This window comes from Arthrobacter sp. B0427-1-12, assembly GCF_059092905.1.
In genome coordinates this window covers 23,024-39,651 of sequence record NZ_JBNHIC010000037.1, presented here as the reverse complement: position 1 = coordinate 39,651, position 16,628 = coordinate 23,024, and the positions used below count along the sequence as shown (strand labels likewise).

Here is a 16,628-nt window from a genome sequence, read left to right as displayed (position 1 = left end):
ATGGAGATCATCTTCGGCGGGCTGGATGCGACTCCGGTGATCCCGGTCTTCGTCAACTCCGTCGCCCGCCCGTTCACCAAGGTCTCCCGCGTGCGCCGGTTCGGCCAGGCCATCGGCGAGTACTTCCGCAACAGTGACAAGAAGGTCCTGTTCATCGGCTCGGGCGGCCTGTCCCACGACCCGCCGGTCCCCCAGATCGCCACCGCCACTCCCGAGCAGCGCGCGTTTTTGACCAACGGCCGCCACCCCACCCCCGAGGCCCGCGCCGCCCGCCAGGCCAAGACCATCGCCACCGCCGAAGCGTTCGCGGCCGGTGAGGCGGACATCATGGACCTGAACCCCGAATGGGACCGCGCCTTCCTTCAGGTCTGCAGGTCCGGGAAGGTGGAGGACTTCGACGCCTACACCGCCGACGGGATGGACGCCGTCGCCGGACACTCCTCCCACGAGGTGCGCACCTGGGTCGCCGCCTACTCCGCGCTGCGCGCCTGCGGCGAGTACGAGGTCACCTACGAGTTCTACAAACCCATCAAGGAATACATTGCCGGTTTCGGCGTCACGACGGCGGTGCTGAAATAGGATGTCCGGCCTCTGCCGGGCTGCCTGCGCCGGACGGGTTGTTGCAAACCCGCCCGGCGCTCAGCCCTCGCCAAGAACACTGTTACGCGGCAACTGGCGTCCCAAAGCCAAGGCTGCGGTGCGCACGGCCGGGGCAACGCGATCAATGTCCAGGTGGCTTAGGTTGCCGGATACGGACAAGGACGCCACGAGTGCGCCGCCGGCATCCACCACCGGGCTGGCAACACAGCAACTACCTGCCGCGGACTCATTCTGTTCGTGTGCCAGGCCGGTGGCCGCGATGTCAGCCAGTTCCCTGCGCAGGGTTTTCTCATCGGTGATGGCGCTGGGGCCGACCGGTTCAAGACCGTGTTCGAGGACGTCCTCAAGGACGACCTGAGGGGAAAACGCGAGCATTGCCTTACCCACGGCCGTGGCGTGGGCGGGCATCCGCCCGCCCACCCGCGACGGCAACGGCGGCGTGCCCCGTCCCCTCAGGATTTCTATGTAGACCACCTCGACCCCGTCCAGTACCGCTAGGTGAACCGTCTGTCCGGTGGCGTTGCGCAGGTCCGCCATGATCCCGATGGCCCGCCTGCGCAGTTCCTTCGGGGTGGCCGCCAGCTGGCCCAGTTCGAACAGAGCAAGACCGAGTCGAAGCGAAGAACCGTGCCGTTCCAGATACTGCAGGCGGACCAGCTCAGACGTCAGCCGTGACACGGTCGACTTGGCCAATCCGGTCCTGCGCGCAAGTTCGGACACTCCGAGAGTCCTGTCCTCAACCCGGAAAGCCCCGAGGATCAACGCCGCACGTTCCAGCACTGAAGACGACTGGTTCCATTCAGCGGTACGCATGCTTGGAGTATGACGGACAAGACCGCACAATCAAACTCGGCCTGGGAAGGAATTCCCAGAGCCGCCAGCCTCCGGGTTCCTACTGCAGATTCGACATCCAGTAAGAGCAATCCGGAAGGCCTTCAGCAAAGAATGGAGTCCCATGAACCCCCCAACCACAATGCCCCTCCTGGAGCACTTCGCTGACGAACTGCTCCAGGCAACCCTGACATTGGAGCCCGTGGCCCCGCTGCGGAACCGCCTCGATGACATGGACCTGGAGGATGCCTACGCCGTGCAGACCTTCCAGCTGCGCCGGCATCTGGCGGCCGGGCGGGTGCTGGCCGGCCGGAAGGTCGGTCTGACCTCGCTGGCCATGCAGGCCCAGCTGGGTGTGGACGCGCCGGACTTCGGGTTCTTCTTCGAGGACATGGTCTTTTCCGATCACGCCCGGATCCCGGCGGCCGGGTTCATCGCCCCGAAGGTCGAGCCCGAGTTCGGGTTCGTGCTCAGCCAGACCCTGTCCGGGCCCGGGGTGACCGTCGAACAGGCCGCCGCGGCGATCGGGGCGGTGTATCCGGCGATCGAGATCATCGACTCGCGGATCGCCGACTGGGACATCCGCCTGGTGGACACGGTCGCGGACAACGCCTCCTGCGGGGCGATCGCCGTCGGGACCGCCGCCCTGGACGTGGCGGTGGCCGATCTGGCCGGCGTCGAATGCACGCTGCTCATCAACGGCCCCTCCGGCCAGACCCAGGCCCGCGAGACCGGCACCGGTGCGGCCGTGATGGGCGATCCGGTCGCCCCGCTGGCTTGGCTGGCCAACGTCCTGGGCGCCCAGGGCGTGGCCCTGGAGGCCGGCCAGCTCATCCTGCCCGGCTCCTTCACCAAGGCCCTGCCCGTCGTCGCCGGCAGCAGCGCGACCGCCGATTTCGGGGACCTGGGGTCCCTGAGCATCCACTTCATCTGACCCGGCACGCACCGCCCCTGCCGGCACGCACCGCCCTGCCGGCACCAAGCAAAGGAATTTTCCATGGCTAAGAAGACTGCCGCGATCGTCGGCTCCGGCAACATCGGCACCGACCTGATGTTCAAGATCATGCGCCGCAGCAAAAACCTCGAAGTCAAGTACATGATCGGCATCGACCCGAACTCGGACGGCCTGGCCCGCGCGGCACGCCTGGGGGTGACCGTCTCCGCCGAGGGCGTGGACTGGCTGCTGGCCCAGGAGGACAAGCCGGACTTCGTGTTCGAATGCACCTCCGCCAAGGCCCACGCCGCCAACGCGCCCAAGTACCGGGCAGCCGGCATCCGCGCGATCGACCTGACCCCGGCGGCCGTCGGACCGTACCTGGCCCCGGTGGTCAACCTCGACTCCCTCGAGGACACCATGAACGTGAACATGATCACCTGCGCCGGCCAGGCCACCACCCCGATCGTGGCCGCGGTCTCCTCCGTGGTCCCGGTCGAGTACGCCGAGATCGTCGCCTCGATCGCCTCCAAGTCCGCCGGCCCGGGCACCCGCGCCAACGTGGACGAATTCACCGAAACCACCGCCAAAGCCCTGGAAGTCATCGGCGGCGCGGCGCGCGGCAAGGCCATCATCATCATCAACCCGGTCGAGCCGCCCATGATCATGCGCAACACCATCTACTGCGCCATCCCCGCCGAGGCCGCCGAACCGGGTCAAACCCAGGATGCCATCCGCGCCGCCATCCATGAGGCAGCCGAAAAGATCCGCGACTACGTCCCCGGCTACGAACTGCGTGTCGAGCCGCAGTTCGACACCGCCCGGGCGGACTGGAACGGGGCCGGGCGCGTGGGCGTCTGGGTCCAGGTCAAGGGCGCAGCGGACTACCTGCCCGAGTACGCCGGGAACCTGGACATCATCACCGCGGCCGCGACCCGCACCGCCGACCTGCTCGCCGAGAAGATGGACAGCGCCGCGCTGGCCACCGCCGGCACCACGAACAACTAGGAGCCAGCCATGACCGCCCCCCTGGACACCACCCCCACAACCCCGAACTACAGCGTCCGCCTGACGGACACCACCCTGCGCGACGGCTCCCACGCGATGAGCCACCGGTTCACCGAACGCCACGTGCGCGAAACGGTCCGGGCCCTGGACGAGGCCCGCGTGGAGGTCATCGAAGTCACCCACGGCGACGGCCTGGGCGGCTCCTCCTTCAACTACGGCTTCTCCCTCACCCCCGAACTGGACCTCATCAAGGCCGCCGTGGACGAGGCCACCCACGCCAAAATCGCCGTGCTCATGCTCCCGGGCCTGGGCACCATCGGCGACCTGAACCAGGCCCACGACGCCGGCGCGCAGGTCGCGCGCATCGCCACCCACTGCACCGAGGCCGACATCTCCGTCCAGCACTTCGCCCACGCCCGCTCCCTGGGCATGGAAACCGTCGGCTTCCTCATGCTCTCCCACCGCACCACCCCCGAGGAACTCGCCGCCCAGGCCCGCATCATGGCCGACGCCGGCTGCCAGTGCGTCTACGTCGTCGACTCCGCCGGCGCGCTGATCCTCGAGGACGTCTCCGACCGCGTCGCCGCCCTGGTCGCCGAACTCGGGGACGACGCGCAGGTCGGCTTCCACGGCCACCAGAACATGAGCTTCGGCGTCGCGAACTCCGTGTTCGCCGTCCGGGCCGGCGCCAGGCAGATCGACGGCACCCTGGTGGCCCTGGGCGCCGGAGCGGGCAACTCGCCCACCGAGGTCCTCGCCGCCGCGTTCGACCGCCTGAACATTCAAACCGGCGTCGATGTCCAGGCCCTGATGGCCGCCGCCGAGGACACGGTCAAGCCCATCATCACCCGCATGCCCGTCATGGACCGCGCCTCCATCATGCAGGGCTACGCCGGGGTCTACTCCTCCTTCCTCATCCACGCCGAACGCGCCGCCGAGCGCTACAACGTCCCGGCCTGGAAAATCCTCGAGGAAATCGGCAAGGCCGGCTACGTCGGCGGCCAGGAAGACATGATCGTCGACGTCGCCGTCAACCTCGCCGCAGCCAAGTAACCCACCGCGGCTGCACAACGCCGGCTCGCCGGCCGGACCCACAGGTCCAGCCGGCGGGCCTTCGTTAAGAACGGGGTTCACGGTCGTATCCACCGGCAAGTGTGAGAATGAAGCATGCCTTCCGACATTTCCCTCGCCCAAGCCCAGGCGATGGCCCAGGCCGCCCTGGAGCATGCAGCCGCACAAAGCCTGCGCATCAGCATCAGCATCGTCAACGGTTCCGGACACGAAGTGCTTTCCCTGCGCAGCGACGGCGCCTCCTGGTTCACGGTCGAGGTGGCCCGCAGCAAGGCACGGACCGCCGCGGCAATGCGCCGCGAAACGGAAAAACTGGGCGCCCTCAAGGAGAATTACCCCGAATTGCTCGCCTTGATCGACGGCCAGCTCCCCTTTACGCCCACCACGATGGCCGGCGGCATTCCGCTGTGGGAACACGGAACTGCTGATGCCGGCGGCAGGCTGCGCGGCGGCATCGGCGTCAGCGGTGCGTCCCCGGAACAGGACGCGGACTGCGCCCGGGCAGCAGCCCGTGCCGATGGCCCGTTTCCCGGCTGCGGGTGAAACAGTTCCCGGGACCGCCCGAAGCCTCCCAGCCGCCCAACGCTCCGCGGACGCCGCAAGCCCCGAAGGCGCCCAAGGACCGGGGCATCGCCTATTCGTTCCGTGCCTTCAGGCACCGGAATTACCGGCTGTTCTGGTTCGGCGCACTGGCGTCCAACACGGGCACCTGGCTGAGCAACCTCACGGTCCCCTATGTGCTGTACACTCTGACCGGCAGTGCCCTGTGGGTTGCCTTCGCAACAGTGGTCCAGTTCGTCCCCGGTGTCATCCTCGGCCCGCTTGGCGGATCCCTTGCGGACCGCTACAACCGGCGCAAGGTGATGCTGCTCACCCAGACCGGGCTCGCCGCCGTCGCTGTCTTGATGTGGGCCAACTGGGCCAGCGGGCTGCAGGATCCGATCCTCCTGCTCTGCCTGATCGGACTTATGGGCGTCTTCAACGGGCTCAATATGCCTTCCTGGCAGTCCTTCGTCAATGATCTGGTGCCCCGCGAGGACCTGCTGTCCGCCATCACACTGAACTCGATGCAGTTCAACGCCGCCCGCTCCATTGGCCCGGCCATCGCCGGAGTCCTGCTGGCAAGCCTCGGCCCGTCCTGGGCATTCTTCCTCAATGCGGTGTCCTTCATGTTCGTCATAGCCGCGCTGCTGGTCGTCACTGCCGGACGGCGTCCCGCGGCCGGAAAACCGGACCGCGGGGTCTTCGGCCAGTTCCTGCAGGCCTTCAGATACGCCCTGACCCAGCCCGGCATCATCCTCGGCATTGTGCTGTCCATGATGATCGGTCTGCTGGGCAATCCGCTGTTCCAGCTCACGGTGGTCTTCGCCGAAGAGGTTTTCCAGGTCGGTCCCACCGGACTCGGCCTGCTCAATGCCGCCCTCGGCGCGGGCGCTGTTATCGCCGCACCGCTGGTCTCGGGCTGGAGCAAGGTCCTTCCGCTGGGACTGGTGGTCAAATCGGGCATGCTCGTCTACGGAATCGGCCTGATTGCGTTCGGGCTCACCAACAACTTTGTGCTGGCCCTGATCAGCCTGGTCCTGGTCGGCGCCTGCTTCCTGTCCGCCATTTCCGGCGTCAACACTGCCATCCAGATGATCGTCGCGGACCATATGCGCGGCCGGGTGATCGCCGTGCGCCACATGTTCTTCACCGCCGCCATGCCCGCGGGAGCGGTGCTCCAGGGTCTGGTGGCCGATCTCTGGGGCGTTCAGACGTCGGTGATCCTGGCCGGTGCGATCATGCTGGCCGGCGTGCTGGTCATCAGTCTGCTGAAAGGCCGGTTCGGATTCCACCGGCTCAACGACCCGCACGACGACGGGTAGTCCGGCCTGCTCCCCGCGAAACTGCTGACGCGCTGCTCGGCCCCGGAGTATCCTCGAGCACAGCGGGACTCCCGGTCCCACGACACGGCTGGAAGGAAACTACCATGCGGGTTGTCATCATCGGAGCCACCGGAAATGTGGGAACGGCGCTGCTGCGGCGGATGCAGCGGGCCCGCAGAGAGGGCGCGGAGCTGGATATCGTGGGCATCGCCCGCCGGCTGCCGGACCGGAGCAAGGAACCGTACGACGGCGTCGAATGGCACCCGTTGGATGTCGCCACCGACGCGGGCCGCCACCAGCTGACGGAGCTGCTTCGGGGCGCCGACTCCGTCGTCCACCTGGCCTGGATCCTGCAGCCCAACCGCAACGAGGCCGAACTGCACCGCGTCAACGTCACCGGAACCGACAATGCACTGGCGGCCGCAGCGGAGGCGGGGGTACGGCAATTCGTCTGCGCGTCGTCCGTGGGCGCCTACAGTCCGGCGCCCAAGGACCGCACGGTGGACGAGTCCTGGCCGGCGCGCGGCATCGCCAGTTCGCACTACAGCCGGCACAAGGGAGAGCAGGAGGAGCTGCTGGACCGGTTCGAGGCCGAGAACCCGGAGATCCCGGTGGCGCGGCTGCGGCCGGGGCTCATTTTTCAGGACGACGCCGGCAGCCAGATCGGCCGCTACTTCCTGGGGCCACTGATCCCCAAGTTCTTCCTGGACAAACTGCGCCTGCCGCTGCTGCCGGTCCCGGACGTTTTCAAGTTCCAGGCCGTGCACTCCGACGACATTGCCGATGCCTACTGGCGGGTGGTGGACCAGCGTGCCTTCGGTGCCTTCAACATCGCCGCGGACCCGGTAGTGACGCCGCAGGTACTGGGCCGCCTCTTCGGCGCGCGGCGGATCGTCAACGTGCCGTGGGGACTGGTCCGGGCCGTCGTCGGACTCGCTTGGACAGCACATTTGGAGGTCTCGGATCCGGGCTGGGTGGACATGGCCCGCAACGCTCCCATCATGGAAACCGGCCGCGCCCGCACGGAGCTGGGCTGGGAGCCGAAATATTCCTCCGTTGAGGCGCTGAAGGCTGCGCTGGACGGGCTGAGCGGGGGCAAGGGCGTCCCGGCATCGCCGACGCTGCGGCCGCGGTCGACGGCAAAGGTGAGCACAGCGGCCCGGTGGGACAAGAGCGGCGGCAAAGGCCAACGCCGCCCGCTTACCCGCTGAGCTCTTCGATCACCTTCAGGCCCCGCTCGGCCCAGTCCACTTCAGCCCTGGCCCGGGCAATCATGCCTTCGTAGGAAAAGACCTTGTAGCCGGTGATCCGGTCCCAGTCCTTCTCCGGCACGGACTCAAGCCGCTTGGCCAGCACCGGGTTGGATCGGTCCTTCAGGGCTGCGATCATATCCTCCCACTGCCGGATCCGGGAGGAGTGGTACGCGATGTGCGCGCACATCTGCGCCCGGGCGGCCTCCGGCTCAGCCCACTCCAGGTAGGCCGTCTTCAGGTGGATCGGATCCCGTTCCCGGGCGTATTCCAGCTCCGTGTTGATCCACTCCCGGAACGCCGCCACGCCCTGCGGCGTGATGTGGTACCGCTTCTTCCTGCCCTTTTTGCCCCAGGGTTCCTCGACTCCTTCGAGCAGGCCGTCGCGCTCCATCCGGCGCAGTTCCGGGTAGATCTGCGAATCCGGGGCGTGCCAGACGTAGCCCACGGAGGATTCGAAGTGTTTGTAGACGTCGTAGCCGGTCATCGGCTGGGACGTGAGCAGGGCGAGCAGGGCATAGCGCAGGCTCATCTGCCGTCCTCCTCTCCTATTGCTGCCTCACGGCATCTCTCCGACATTACCGCCTGACGGCCGTGACCGCCTTCACAACCCCCCTTGCCAAATAACTACATCCATAGATAGTCTATGGCGCAGACCACAACTATCTATGAAGGTAGTTATTGCAGATTCAACCCGGCCTCCTGGACTCGATGACGGCAGGCGGCAAGCGTTGGAAGGAATGGAAGAATGACCGCAGTCAGTACGCAGAGCAGCACCACCAACAAGGTCCTGGGCCATCCGCTCAATGCCTGGTATGTGGCCGCCTGGGACCACGAAGTAACGCGCAAGCCGATGGCGCGCAGGATCGCCAACCGTCCGCTGGCCCTCTTCCGCACGGAGGACGGCAAGGCCGTCGCCCTGGCGGATGCCTGCTGGCACCGCCTGGCCCCGCTGTCCATGGGCAAGACCGTGGGCAAAGATGAAATCCAGTGCCCCTACCACGGCATCCGCTACAACTCCGCGGGCCGGTGCACTTCGATGCCGGCGCAGGAAACCATCAATCCGTCCGCCACGGTTCCGTCCTTCCCCGTCGTGGAGCGCTACCGCTTCGTCTGGGTCTGGTTGGGCGATCCCACCAAGGCGGACCCGGACCTGTTGCCTGATATGCACCAGATGGACAGCCCGGACTGGGCCGGCGACGGTGAAACCATCTACGCGCCGTGCAACTACCAGCTGGTGCTGGACAATCTCATGGACCTGACCCACGAGGAGTTCGTCCACTCCTCCTCGATCGGCCAGGAGGAACTGAGCGAATCGGACTTCGAGGTCACCCACGACGGCAACACCGTCACCGTGGCCCGCTGGATGCACAACATCGACGCCCCGCCGTTCTGGCTGAAGAACATGCGGGACAAGTTCCCCGGCTTCGAAGGCAAGGTGGACCGCTGGCAGATCATCACCTTCCAGTCCCCGTCCACCATTTGCATCGACGTCGGAGTGGCCAAGGCCGGCACCGGCGCCCCCGAGGGCGACCGCAGCCAGGGCGTCAACGGCTTCGTCATGAACACCATCTCCCCCGAGACGGACCGGACCTGCCACTACTTCTGGGCCTTCATGCGCAACTACCGGCTGGAAAGCCAGCTCATCACCACCCAGCTGCGCAACGGCGTCCACGGCGTCTTCGGCGAGGATGAGGCGATGCTCAAGGCCCAGCAGGAAGCCATCGACGCGAACCCGGACTACGAGTTCTACAACCTGAACATCGATGCCGGCGGCATGTGGGTCCGCCGCCTGATCGAGCGCCAACTGGAAGCCGAAGGCCGACTGGCCGCGGCGCTGTAGGGGAAGACCATGGCAGCAACAAACATCGAGGTCTGGCAGACGGCCACCGTCGTCGAGACCGCGCAGATAGCCACCGATATCCAGCGGATCGTGCTGGCACCGTCCCTGCCGAAGAAGGCGGAACCGGGCTCGCACATCGACCTGCTGGCCACCGTCAACGGCGAAGAACACAGGCGGTCCTATTCGGTCGTGGAGTCCAGCGAGGACGGCACCCGCCTGGTGATCAGCGTCTTCAAGGCCCCGGCCTCCCGCGGCGGCTCGATCTTCATGCACACCCTCCAGCCCGGCGATAGCCTGGAAATCACCCAGCCGCTGCAGAACTTCCCGCTGCGGGTCGGCGCCGAACGTTACGTGCTGCTGGCCGGCGGCATCGGCATCACCGCCATCATCAACATGGCCCGCGTGCTGAAGAACCTCAAGGCCGACTACACCCTGGTCTATGCCGGCCGCAGCCGGGCGGCGATGGCCTACCTGCCGGAACTGCAGGCCCTGCACGGGCAGAACCTGGCCGTCCACGTCGATGACGAAGGCACCTCGCTGAAGGTGGACGAACTCATCAGCGGCGTGGACCTGGACACCGAGCTGTACATGTGCGGGCCCATCCGGCTGATGGACGCCGTCCGCCGCGCCTGGCGCGCCCGCGAACTGGACTACCCGAACCTGCGCTACGAAACCTTCGGCAACAGCGGCTGGTACGACCCGGAGGAATTCCTGGTCCGCATCCCGCGCCTGGGCATCGAGGCCACGGTCGGCAAGGGCCGCTCCATGCTCGAAGCACTCGAGGACGCCGGCGCGGACATGATGTTCGACTGCCGCAAGGGCGAATGCGGCCTCTGCGAGGTCAGGATCCTCAGCCTGCAGGGCACCGTCGATCACCGCGACGTCTTCTACAGCGAACGCCAGCAAAACAGCGCCGCCAAGATGTGCTGCTGTGTCTCGCGCGTCACCAGCCAGCAGAAGAACACCTGGCAGAAGAACGACGCCGGTCTCCCGCCTGCCGCTGCCGGCGCACCTTCCGGCACCACCCCCGCGGGCCCCGCCGTCGTCACCATCGACGTTTCCTAACACACGCCTGGCAGAACATAACACTTCACGAAAGTTGACAGCATGGAACTGCGCGAACGCATTGATGCGTCCCGGATGTCCCCCTATCAGTGGCTGATCATCGGCCTCTGCACCCTCCTCAACGCCCTGGACGGCTTCGACGTGCTGGCCATGGCGTTTACTGCCACCAGCGTCACCAACGAGTTCGGTCTCAGCGGCGCCGAGCTGGGCCTGCTGCTCAGCGCCGGCCTGGTCGGCATGGCCGCCGGTTCGCTCGGCCTGGCACCGTTTGCCGATGTGATCGGCCGCCGCCCGATGATCCTGGTCTCCGTGGCCCTGGCCGCGGCCGGCATGCTGCTGTCCGCGCTGGCCAACTCAACCATGGAGCTGGGTGCCTGGCGCGTCATCACAGGTCTGGGCGTCGGCGGCATCCTGGCGTGCACCAACGTCATCGCCAGCGAATACTCCTCGAAGCGCTGGCGCGGCCTGTCCATCAGCATCTACACCGCCGGCTACGGCGTCGGCGCCACCCTGGGCGGCATGGCCGCAGTGACCCTGCAGTCCCAGTTCGGCTGGCGCTCCGTCTTCATCTTCGGCGGCACGTGCACCGCCGTCGTCCTCCTGCTGCTGGCCGCCCTGCTGCCGGAATCCGTCGATTTCCTGGCCTCCAAGCGTCCCCGGAACGCCGTCGAGCGGCTGAACCGGATCGCCCGCAAGATCCGCCAGCCGGAAATCGCCGCGCTCGGAGCGGCACCGGCCGCGCCTGCAGGCCCGAAGGGCCGCGGAGCCAACCAGGTGGGCGAACTGTTTTCGGCCGCCAACCGCCGCACGACCTGGCTGATCTGGGTCGCGTTCTTCGCCACCATGTTCGGCTTCTACTTCGTCAACAGCTGGACGCCGCGCCTGCTGGTCACCGCTGGCATGACCGAAAGCCAGGGCGTGGTCGGCGGCCTGATGCTTACCCTGGGCGGAACGTTCGGATCCATCCTGTACGGCATCCTCGCCACCCGCTGGAGCAGCCGCAAGGTCCTGCTCTGGTTCACCGTCCTATCCGCGGTGACCATGGTGCTGTTCATCTCCACGGCCGGCATCCTGGCGCTGGCCTTCGCATCCGGCGTCGTGGTGGGCATGCTGATCAACGGCTGCATCGCCGGCCTTTACACGATCGCCCCGGCCGCCTACGGCACCACCGTCCGCAGCACCGGCGTGGGCTGGGGCATCGGCATTGGACGCATCGGCGCCATTGTGGCCCCGATGATTACCGGCGCCCTGCTGGACGCATCCTGGACCGCGGTCCAGTTGTACCTGGGCGTCGGCGTGGTGGTCCTGGTGGCGGCGGTCGCCGTCGGTATGCTACGCCCGCAGCCTGCCCCCGCCGGCCAGCCGGCCGGGGAGAAGCAGCTGGCGGACCACTAAGAAGTGGTTTCAATAGTTCGATCTCGGGGGTAGCCAAGCCCGCGGGACGGTGGCGATCATGGTCGCCATGGCCAGGCCGAGAGCACCCGAGTGGCTGGTCAGCGACCAGTTGTGGGAGTTGCTGGAACCGTTGATCCCACCGCCTCCGCCGGCCAAGAACGGGCGGACCGGGCGGCAAGGGTCGACGACCGGGCCGCCCTGGAGGGCATCCTGTTCGTGACCGAGAACGGCATCGTCTGGAAGAAGCTGCCCACCGAGTTGGGCTTCGGCTCGGGGATCACCTGCTGGCGCCGGCTGCGGGCCTGGCAGGCGGCAGGAGTGTGGGAGAAGCTCCACCACGCCGTACCGCATCAGCTCCGCCAGGAAGGGCTGCTGGACTGGTCAAGGGTGTCCCTGGACTCGGTGAGCGTCCGGGCAAAAAAAGGGGCGAGCTGACCGGGCCGAACCCCACCGATCGCGGTAAGGCGGGCACGAAGTACCACCTGCTGGTCACCGCCGACGGGCTGCCGCTGGCGGTGGCGATCACCGGCGCCAACCGGCACGACAGCATGCTCGTGGAGCCGATTCTGGACGGACTGGCCCCGGTCAAGGGCCGAGGCCGCGGCCGTCCACGACGCCGACCGGTCAAGCTGCACGCGGACAAGGCCTATGACAATCGGCGGGTGCGCCGCTACCTGCGCCGGCGCGGGATCACTGCCCGGATTGCCCGGATCGGGGTGGACTCCAGCGAACGCCTGGGCCGGTACCGCTGGGTCGTGGAACGCACCATCTCCTGGTTGCTGGCGTTCCGCCGCTTAGCCATCCGCTACGACCGCAGCGCCACCACGATCACCGCTGTAGCCACTCCGGCCATCACCATCATCTGCGCCCGGCGGCTGCCCCGAAAGGACTATTAAAACCATTTCTAACGGGTGAACCACTGTTGAACGGGTAGTGTAACGGTACTAGGCTTCTATGCGCCCGAGAACGGGTTGGATGTCAAGGGTGTCCGGCGAACTCGCGCGCATCTGGAACGCGAGGTGTTGCCATGTCTGGCCGGATTCTTCACGTGATCCGACGGGTGGGCGTCGTCGTGGGACGCATCTTGGTCTACGTCCTGATCTGGGCGGGGCTCGCGCTGCTCATCGCCGCCGCCGGCATCCGTTTCTACTGGGGCAAGATCTCTGTGGGTCAGATGCTCCTGAATCTCGTCTCCGTGGAAACCGACGGCGGGGGCGGAGCCATCGTCTGGATCGGCATCTTGGGGATCGGCGTCGTGCCCCCGCTCATCACCGTCGGGATCGCCCTGTGGCAGTACTTCCGGCGCCGAAAGCGCCGCCGCAATGGCGACGACATGCGTCCTCGTCGCTTGCAGTGGATCATGCACACCGTCTCCACCGCTCTGGTGGCCGCGGTGGTCATCGGCGGCACCACGGCCTTCGCCACCACGGTGGGCATGAGGGACTACATCAAGGCGGCGAACTCCAAGTACGACCTCGGCGACTACTACGTGGAGCCGACCGTCACCAGCGACAAGCACAAGCGCAACCTGGTGCTGATCTACCTCGAGTCCGGCGAGGCCACCCTCGCGGACGACCAGCTCTTCGAGAAGGACGCGTTCGCTCCTCTAAAGGAGGTCACCAAGGCCTCAAGCGGCTGGCAGAGCGTGGACGATTTCCAGCAGTACAAGGGTGGAGGCTGGACCATGGCCGGTCTCACCTCGACGCAGTGCGGCGTCCCGCTGAAGGGCATGGGCTCCGCCGCGGGCAGCGGCGCCCTCAACCAGCTCGGCGGCGACGTCGACACCTACCTGGGAGGGTTGACTTGCCTGGGCGATGTCCTGGTCGAGCACGGCTACAACAACGTCTTCCTGGGCGGTGCCAACGCCTCCTTCGCCGCGAAGGACACCTTCCTGAGCAGCCACGGCTACTCCGAGGAGAAGGACCTCTCCCACTGGCGCGCCGCCGGCGAACCGGAGAAGAACTTCCGCAGCGACTGGGGCCTGAGCGACGGACGCCTCATGGCCCACGCCAAGGACGAGATCGACGAACTGCACGCCGAGGCGGAGAAGACCGGTCAGCCGTTCAACCTCTCCATGCTGACGCTGGACACACACGAGCCGGTGCACATTTTCGACTACTGCAACGTGGATACGCAGAACGAGGTCACCTCCGTGTTCTCCTGCTCCATGACCCAGGTGGCCGGATTCGTGGACTATATGAAGGAGAAGGGCTACCTCGACGACACCGCCGTGGTGATCATGGGCGACCATCTCAAGCACATGAGCGCCGGCGACGCTTTCCACGAGCAGCTGGACGACAACGACAACCGCACCATCTTCAATCGGATCTGGATCCCGGGCGAGGACAAGAACAGCAAGCTGCGCCCCCGCGTGGACCAGCTGAACATGTACCCCACGATCCTGGAGGCCGCCGGCCTGACCCTGAAGGATCATGAGGCCGGGCTGGGCGTGTCCGCCTTCGCCTCGAAGGTCCCGGATGGTTCAGCGCAGGCAATGGAGCCGGATCCCTATACGGAGCTGCTGGACTCGCGGTCCCCGCAGTTCTACGTGGAGGCCTGGGCCGGCGAGGACGCCACCCAGTAGCGCTGTCCGTTCCCTACCCGACGGCGCAGCTCAGCCCACCCGCGCGGTCACGGCCGCGAAGTCCCGATCCGAGTAGGCGACAATCCGCGCCTGACCGACACCCGACGTCGTGCACTGCAGCGTGGAGACCGCGGCATCCGCTGCATCCTCCAACGGCCACGCGTACACCCCCGCGCTGATGAGCGGGAAGGCGAGGGTGGTGACACCGAACGCGTCTCACCGAGGCCGTCGGCAAGGACTTCAAGACCGCTGGGCACCTGGCCTCCTACGCAGGCCTGGCACCGGTCACGTGGCGCTCGGGCACCTCGATCCGCGGTAACCACCCCTCACGCAAGGGCAACAAGGTCCTCAAACGGGCGCTGTTCCTCTCGGCCTTCGCTTCCCTGCACGACCCGATCGCCCGGGCCTACTACGACCGCTGTGAGTCTTGTTCATGGCTGGTCCGGGACCGGCTGGCAGGATAGTTACTGGCCGCCTGAAACCGGACAAAGCCCGGTCCGCCCGTTCTTGGCCGGCGTAGGTTCCGTTCAGCGCGGAACCTAAGGCGCCGCCGTCGTTCTTTGCCGGAACTGATGACACAGCCTCCTGCGTGCCGGACTGGCCGCTGGGACGGGCCCGGGCGGTCTTCATCGAGACCTACGCCGCCCCGACGGCACCCGCCGTCGATATGGTCCGCCGCACGGTGCCCGCCATGACCCGGAAGCGGCGCGGCACGTGGCCGTGCATGACTCGCAGCTCAGAACGCCGTAAGGCGCCCCCGCATCGGGGACGCCTTACGGTTGAGGTCCTGCCTGCGGGCTGCTCAGGTCCTGGCGAGGTCGATAATCAGGCCGCTGGCAGCGTTTTCCCGCACGGCATTGATTCCGGCCACAGCCGCTGACTTATCTTCGTACCCTCCGGACATGGCAACGACCGCGCCTGCGTCGTCCATCAGCCGGAACCTGAACTTTGCGTTGCCGTCGGCAAAGATCTCGAATTTACCCGCCATAACCATCACCTTTCGTCAGCAAACCGTTCGCTGCGGAAATTCCGCCCAAACAATATCGGTATATCCAACCTTCGGCGCGTTGGGAATACCTTGGGACCAAATGGGCCTCCCCAAAGAGGAAAAACGCGGTGCATGTCCCAGGTCAGGCGGTGGCTGGACCGTCCCCGTGGCCCGGATGGCTCTCGGCGAAGGCCTTGAAGTTCGCGATGTTCTTCTTCGACTGCTTCACCAGCTCCCCCTGCACCACCTTGCCCATGAGCTTCATGAAGCCGGTGAAGTGCAGGTCATTGTCCGAGATCATTTTCGTGCTGTTGTCGTCCAGCTCGACGAACCGGTTGGTGATGGTGTGGACCAGGCCCTTCGTCTCATAGGTGGAGGTGGTCTCCTCCGGAATGTTGTTGACGACGATGGTCTCGATCATCTCCATCCGGCGTCCATTGATGTTGTAAACCAGCCTGGATTTGGCGCCGGGCTGCCGCGGCGGTCCGTTCAGCAGTTCGATGCTGACCAGCTCCGGCTGCCAGTGCCTGATGTTGTCCGGATTGTCCGCCAACTGCATGACGTGGCCCAGGGCCCGGTCGATGACGACCTCTTCGGTGAACTTCATAGCTCCATCGTAGGGACGCCGAACCTTCCGGCCCACCCCTCGGCGGCGGGCGCAGCGGGACAACCGGTAGGCTGGCCGGAAACAGGAAGGACAGCCCATGACCCTTGCCACGGCAGACCTTTACGACGAACGTGGCGACGAGCTGCAGTCCGTCGCCCTCCAGTTCCAGGACCTAGGCGGCATCACCCGCTTCAGCGGTCCCATCCGCACCATTCGGTGTTTCCAGGACAACGGCCTGGTGAAGTCCACCCTGGCCACGCCCGGCGCCGGTGCGGTGCTGGTGGTCGACGGCGGCGGTTCGCTGGCCACGGCCCTGATGGGCGACATGATCGCGGAGTCCGCGGTAGCCAACGGCTGGACCGGCGTCATCATCCACGGTGCCATCAGGGACCGCGCCGCCATCGCCGGGCTGCAGCTGGGCGTGAAGGCGCTGGGCAGCAACCCGCGCAAGAGCGCCAAGGACAGCGTCGGTGAAGTAGACATTGTCCTGACCATCGACGGCGTCATCTTCCGGCCCGGGGCAACGGTATTCGCGGACGAGGACGGGATCCTGGTGGAGCGCTGAGGGCGGACGGGCGCACGTGTGA

Annotated in this window: 17 protein-coding genes and 2 pseudogenes; 14 read left to right on the top strand and 5 right to left on the bottom strand. The window is 66.5% G+C overall.

Annotation, left to right across the window (positions count from 1 at the left end):
* On the top strand, positions 1–579 hold a 579-nt coding region (locus tag AC5RWU_RS18075), incomplete at its 5' end, for a DODA-type extradiol aromatic ring-opening family dioxygenase (protein WP_494037128.1).
* Positions 580–639: 60 nt separating this feature from the next.
* On the opposite strand, the gene AC5RWU_RS18070 is transcribed toward AC5RWU_RS18075, so the two are convergent.
* Positions 640–1,413 (bottom strand): IclR family transcriptional regulator, encoded by a 774-nt coding sequence (locus AC5RWU_RS18070; RefSeq protein WP_494037127.1) that lies wholly within the window; start codon positions 1,411–1,413, stop codon positions 640–642.
* A 142-nt stretch (positions 1,414–1,555) separates the two neighbouring features.
* Here AC5RWU_RS18070 and AC5RWU_RS18065 point away from each other — a divergent pair, with 142 nt between their 5' ends.
* The 6 genes from AC5RWU_RS18065 to AC5RWU_RS18040 all read left to right on the top strand — a co-directional run bounded on the left by AC5RWU_RS18065 (position 1,556) and on the right by AC5RWU_RS18040 (position 7,520).
* Positions 1,556–2,365, top strand: a complete 810-nt coding sequence (locus AC5RWU_RS18065) for a 2-keto-4-pentenoate hydratase (RefSeq protein WP_494037126.1) — start codon at positions 1,556–1,558, stop codon at positions 2,363–2,365.
* A gap of 63 nt (positions 2,366–2,428) precedes the next feature.
* A complete protein-coding gene (locus AC5RWU_RS18060; RefSeq protein ID WP_494037125.1) occupies positions 2,429–3,373 on the top strand; it encodes an acetaldehyde dehydrogenase (acetylating) in 945 nt (314 codons plus the stop codon).
* Between the two features lie 9 nt (positions 3,374–3,382).
* Positions 3,383–4,426 (top strand): 4-hydroxy-2-oxovalerate aldolase, encoded by a 1,044-nt coding sequence (gene dmpG, locus AC5RWU_RS18055; protein ID WP_494037124.1) that lies wholly within the window; start codon positions 3,383–3,385, stop codon positions 4,424–4,426.
* A 114-nt stretch (positions 4,427–4,540) separates the two neighbouring features.
* Complete coding sequence (locus AC5RWU_RS18050) at positions 4,541–4,987, top strand: GlcG/HbpS family heme-binding protein (RefSeq protein ID WP_494032431.1); 447 nt, start codon at positions 4,541–4,543, stop codon at positions 4,985–4,987.
* Positions 4,984–6,309 (top strand): MFS transporter, encoded by a 1,326-nt coding sequence (locus tag AC5RWU_RS18045; RefSeq protein WP_494032430.1) that lies wholly within the window; start codon positions 4,984–4,986, stop codon positions 6,307–6,309. Before AC5RWU_RS18050 ends, AC5RWU_RS18045 begins: the two co-directional genes overlap by 4 nt.
* Positions 6,310–6,413: 104 nt before the next feature.
* Entirely contained in the window at positions 6,414–7,520 is a 1,107-nt protein-coding gene (locus tag AC5RWU_RS18040; RefSeq protein WP_494032429.1) for an NAD-dependent epimerase/dehydratase family protein, read from the top strand.
* Here AC5RWU_RS18040 and AC5RWU_RS18035 read toward each other — a convergent pair.
* The gene (locus tag AC5RWU_RS18035; protein ID WP_494032428.1) at positions 7,510–8,091 is read right to left on the bottom strand and encodes a PadR family transcriptional regulator; all 582 of its coding nucleotides are present in this window, start codon (positions 8,089–8,091) and stop codon (positions 7,510–7,512) included. The genes AC5RWU_RS18040 and AC5RWU_RS18035 overlap by 11 nt on opposite strands.
* A gap of 216 nt (positions 8,092–8,307) precedes the next feature.
* On the opposite strand from AC5RWU_RS18035, the gene AC5RWU_RS18030 reads away from it, so the two are divergent.
* From AC5RWU_RS18030 to AC5RWU_RS18010, 5 genes and pseudogenes are all read left to right on the top strand, one after another.
* A complete protein-coding gene (locus AC5RWU_RS18030; protein WP_494032427.1) occupies positions 8,308–9,402 on the top strand; it encodes an aromatic ring-hydroxylating oxygenase subunit alpha in 1,095 nt (364 codons plus the stop codon).
* Positions 9,403–9,411: 9 nt separating this feature from the next.
* The gene (locus tag AC5RWU_RS18025; protein ID WP_494032426.1) at positions 9,412–10,467 is read left to right on the top strand and encodes a PDR/VanB family oxidoreductase; all 1,056 of its coding nucleotides are present in this window, start codon (positions 9,412–9,414) and stop codon (positions 10,465–10,467) included.
* A 42-nt stretch (positions 10,468–10,509) separates the two neighbouring features.
* The gene (locus AC5RWU_RS18020) at positions 10,510–11,862 is read left to right on the top strand and encodes an MFS transporter (RefSeq protein ID WP_494032425.1); all 1,353 of its coding nucleotides are present in this window, start codon (positions 10,510–10,512) and stop codon (positions 11,860–11,862) included.
* Between the two features lie 67 nt (positions 11,863–11,929).
* Positions 11,930–12,758: pseudogene (locus AC5RWU_RS18015) on the top strand (IS5 family transposase).
* 131 nt (positions 12,759–12,889) lie between these two features.
* Entirely contained in the window at positions 12,890–14,446 is a 1,557-nt protein-coding gene (locus AC5RWU_RS18010) for a sulfatase-like hydrolase/transferase (protein WP_494032424.1), read from the top strand.
* A gap of 30 nt (positions 14,447–14,476) precedes the next feature.
* Here AC5RWU_RS18010 and AC5RWU_RS18005 read toward each other — a convergent pair whose 3' ends face one another.
* Positions 14,477–14,626: a hypothetical protein gene (locus AC5RWU_RS18005; protein ID WP_494032433.1), complete on the bottom strand. Its 150-nt coding sequence runs from the start codon at positions 14,624–14,626 to the stop codon at positions 14,477–14,479.
* A gap of 56 nt (positions 14,627–14,682) precedes the next feature.
* Here AC5RWU_RS18005 and AC5RWU_RS18000 point away from each other — a divergent pair.
* A pseudogene (locus tag AC5RWU_RS18000) lies at positions 14,683–14,865 on the top strand (transposase); the annotation flags it as partial.
* Between the two features lie 383 nt (positions 14,866–15,248).
* On the opposite strand, the gene AC5RWU_RS17995 reads toward AC5RWU_RS18000, so the two are convergent.
* A complete protein-coding gene (locus AC5RWU_RS17995; protein ID WP_494032423.1) occupies positions 15,249–15,434 on the bottom strand; it encodes a YegP family protein in 186 nt (61 codons plus the stop codon).
* A gap of 142 nt (positions 15,435–15,576) precedes the next feature.
* Entirely contained in the window at positions 15,577–16,041 is a 465-nt protein-coding gene (locus AC5RWU_RS17990) for an SRPBCC family protein (RefSeq protein ID WP_494032422.1), read from the bottom strand.
* A 97-nt stretch (positions 16,042–16,138) separates the two neighbouring features.
* On the opposite strand from AC5RWU_RS17990, the gene rraA reads away from it, so the two are divergent.
* Entirely contained in the window at positions 16,139–16,606 is a 468-nt protein-coding gene (rraA, locus tag AC5RWU_RS17985) for a ribonuclease E activity regulator RraA (RefSeq protein ID WP_494032421.1), read from the top strand.
* The last annotated feature ends 22 nt before the right edge of the window (positions 16,607–16,628 follow it).

Coding starts and splice junctions, on each gene's coding strand:
- AC5RWU_RS18070 (WP_494037127.1), bottom strand. CDS start 1,413: ATGCGTACCGCTGAATGGAACCAGTCGTCTTCAGTGCTGGAACGTGCG.
- AC5RWU_RS18065 (WP_494037126.1), top strand. CDS start 1,556: ATGAACCCCCCAACCACAATGCCCCTCCTGGAGCACTTCGCTGACGAA.
- AC5RWU_RS18060 (WP_494037125.1), top strand. CDS start 2,429: ATGGCTAAGAAGACTGCCGCGATCGTCGGCTCCGGCAACATCGGCACC.
- dmpG (WP_494037124.1), top strand. CDS start 3,383: ATGACCGCCCCCCTGGACACCACCCCCACAACCCCGAACTACAGCGTC.
- AC5RWU_RS18050 (WP_494032431.1), top strand. CDS start 4,541: ATGCCTTCCGACATTTCCCTCGCCCAAGCCCAGGCGATGGCCCAGGCC.
- AC5RWU_RS18040 (WP_494032429.1), top strand. CDS start 6,414: ATGCGGGTTGTCATCATCGGAGCCACCGGAAATGTGGGAACGGCGCTG.
- AC5RWU_RS18035 (WP_494032428.1), bottom strand. CDS start 8,091: ATGAGCCTGCGCTATGCCCTGCTCGCCCTGCTCACGTCCCAGCCGATG.
- AC5RWU_RS18030 (WP_494032427.1), top strand. CDS start 8,308: ATGACCGCAGTCAGTACGCAGAGCAGCACCACCAACAAGGTCCTGGGC.
- AC5RWU_RS18025 (WP_494032426.1), top strand. CDS start 9,412: ATGGCAGCAACAAACATCGAGGTCTGGCAGACGGCCACCGTCGTCGAG.
- AC5RWU_RS18020 (WP_494032425.1), top strand. CDS start 10,510: ATGGAACTGCGCGAACGCATTGATGCGTCCCGGATGTCCCCCTATCAG.
- AC5RWU_RS18010 (WP_494032424.1), top strand. CDS start 12,890: ATGTCTGGCCGGATTCTTCACGTGATCCGACGGGTGGGCGTCGTCGTG.
- AC5RWU_RS17995 (WP_494032423.1), bottom strand. CDS start 15,434: ATGGCGGGTAAATTCGAGATCTTTGCCGACGGCAACGCAAAGTTCAGG.
- AC5RWU_RS17990 (WP_494032422.1), bottom strand. CDS start 16,041: ATGAAGTTCACCGAAGAGGTCGTCATCGACCGGGCCCTGGGCCACGTC.
- rraA (WP_494032421.1), top strand. CDS start 16,139: ATGACCCTTGCCACGGCAGACCTTTACGACGAACGTGGCGACGAGCTG.